At 51.8% G+C, this 2,746-nt stretch carries 1 protein-coding gene; it reads left to right on the forward strand.

Features of this window, described 5'->3' with window-relative positions:
- The coding region (locus EGI32_RS10800; RefSeq protein ID WP_255155399.1) for a hypothetical protein at window positions 1-2,746 on the forward strand (2,746 nt) is incomplete at both ends.

Genomic DNA, 2,746 nt, shown 5'->3' on the forward strand with positions numbered 1-2,746 from the left:
ACATCGCCGGCCTTATGCGCCGGCGACCAGGCAGGCCCTTTTACTTTTTCGAGTGTACCTGCAGGCGCATCGTTCACCTGGACAAACAGCAATACCTCTATCGGACTGGCGGCTTCGGGAACGGGAAATATTCCTGCATTCCCGGTAAGTAATGCCGGCAGCACCCCTGTAACCGCCGTGATCACCGTAACCGGATCCAATGGGCTTTGCAGCGCCCAGCAATCATTTAATATCACGGTAAACCCGCGGCCGAATGCCCCGGTTGTTACTGCGCAGGTATCTTATTGCCTCAACGCTACAGCATCGCCTTTAACTGCCACCGCCACAGGCACAAATACCTTACTGTGGTATTCGGTACCTGCAGGGGGAACCGGAAGCACCACGGCGCCTGTTCCGTTAACCACCACCGCAGGCACTACATCTTATTATGTAAGCCAGGTGAATACGGGCACCACCTGCGAAAGTGTAAGATCGAGGATCGATGTCATCATACGTCCCATACCAACCATTGGAACAGTAATACCAGTAAACCCATCCACCTGTGGTTCTGCCAATGGAAGTTTTACCATTACCGGCCTTGCAGCTTCCACTTCGCATACAGTACATTATCTTGCTAACGGTAACCCGCAAACGCAAACAATTAACTCCTCAACTTCCGGAACCATTCTCATTGGCGGATTATCCGCCGGAAGTTATACGAATATTTATGTTACCATAAATGGATGTAATTCTCCTGAAATTGGCCCGGTGCAGCTCACCAATCCTGCACAGCCAACCACTCCCGTTGTACCTGCTGTGCCACAGATGTGCAGCGGTGGCACGTTATCGCTGTCTGCAACTTCAGCTACTGCCGGGGTAACCTACAGCTGGACGGGCCCCAATGGTTTTACCAGTTCCCTTCAAAACCCTGTCATTCCCACTGTAACGGTAGCAGCATCGGGAACATATTTTGTTACGGCAACTATAAACGGTTGTGTTTCCCCCGCAGCGTCTGTGGCCGTGGTTATAAATCCCACGCCGGCTCTGCCATCGGCAGGCAGTAACAGCCCGGTTTGTGAAGGAACGAACCTTACTTTGTCGGCATCCACTTCCACAACCGGTGTTATCACCTGGGCATGGACCGGCCCGAATGCTTTTGCAAGTACACAGCAAAACCCGGTTATCACAAATGCCCCTGTAGCGGCAAGTGGTTCCTATCAGGTTATCAGTACCGCTACTACCAATGGACAATCCTGTGCTTCCGCGCCAGTCAGCATACCGGTGATGGTAAATCCATTGCCTCATATATCCGACAGCAGCTTTACCAATCCTACGCAATGCGGTGTGCCTGATGGTACCATTATCTTAAAAGGGCTCGTAACAGGAACATCGTATGTGGTACAGTACGATTACAATACTAATCCGGTAAGCACTTCCATTACAGCTACCGCCGGTGGAGTAGTGACCATTTCGAATCTCGCGCCGGGATCATATTCCAACATACGCGTGACAGCTTTGGGATGTACTTCAAATATTGCAGGGCCATTCACCCTCACCAATCCAAACCCGCCCGCCACGCCGGTCGTTGCTTCCAACGGCCCGATATGCAGCGGCAATCCGATCACCCTTACAGCTAACACCAGTTCCACCGGTTCGGCAACCTACAGCTGGACGGGCCCTTCCGGTTATACCAGTGCCCAACAAAATCCTGTTATTCCCAATGCTACTGTGGCAGATGCGGGGGTATACCAGGTGATCGTTACAATCGCCGGTTGTGCTTCCGCGCCGACTAACGTAAATGTTATTGTCAATCAAACGCCCGCGACACCTGCCGCTACCAGCAATAGCCCGGTTTGTACCGGCAATTCGCTGCAATTGAATTCCGGTACGGTTACACCGGGTGGTATGCAATACGCCTGGACCGGCCCCAACGGCTTTACCAGCAATTTGCAAAATCCTTCTATCAGCAATGTTACTTCCGCTGCCGCGGGTACTTACACAGTTATCTATACATCTACCGGGCCCGGGGCATGTGTTTCTGCCGCCGCTACCACCACTGTGGCGATCAATACTACACCTGTACTTACCACAGCTGTTCCCTCAAATCCTACAGCCTGTGGTTCCAATACAGGTTCTATCAGCATTTCAGGGCTTACAGCCGGCCAGGTGTACACCGTAAATTATACATTCAATACTATCCCGCAATCTGCATCCTATCCTGCAGGGCCAACCGGCAACATCCTTATCACCGGCCTTTCCCAGGGTACTTATGCCAATATAAATGTTGTGCTGTCTGGCTGTATCTCCAATAGTCTTGGGCCGGTTATACTTGCTGATCCTAATCCGCCGTCTGCACCTGTTGCATCCAGTAACAGTGCCATCTGCAGCGGGCAGACATTAAACCTTTCGGTAAGTTCCAGCGCACCGGGTGCAGCATCTTACACGTGGAGCGGGCCGAATGGCTTCAACAGTACGCTGCAAAACCCGTCGATAACCAATACAAGTGCCTCCAACGCAGGTTATTATTATGTGTATGTAACCATCAATAATTGTAACTCGCTGCAGGATTCGGTATTGGTTGTTATCAATCCTTTGGGGGCATTACCTGCAGTAACCACACCGGTGAATTATTGTATCAATACAACCTCTGTAGCGTTGACGGCAGTGGCTGCCCCCGGCGGCACGCTTAACTGGTATAACGTAGCCTCCGGTGGAACCCCTTTGCCATCCGCGCCGGTTCCCCCGACTTCTGTTGCAGGTACTACAG

Source organism: Ferruginibacter sp. HRS2-29, assembly GCF_024343615.1.
GTDB lineage: Bacteria > Bacteroidota > Bacteroidia > Chitinophagales > Chitinophagaceae > Ferruginibacter.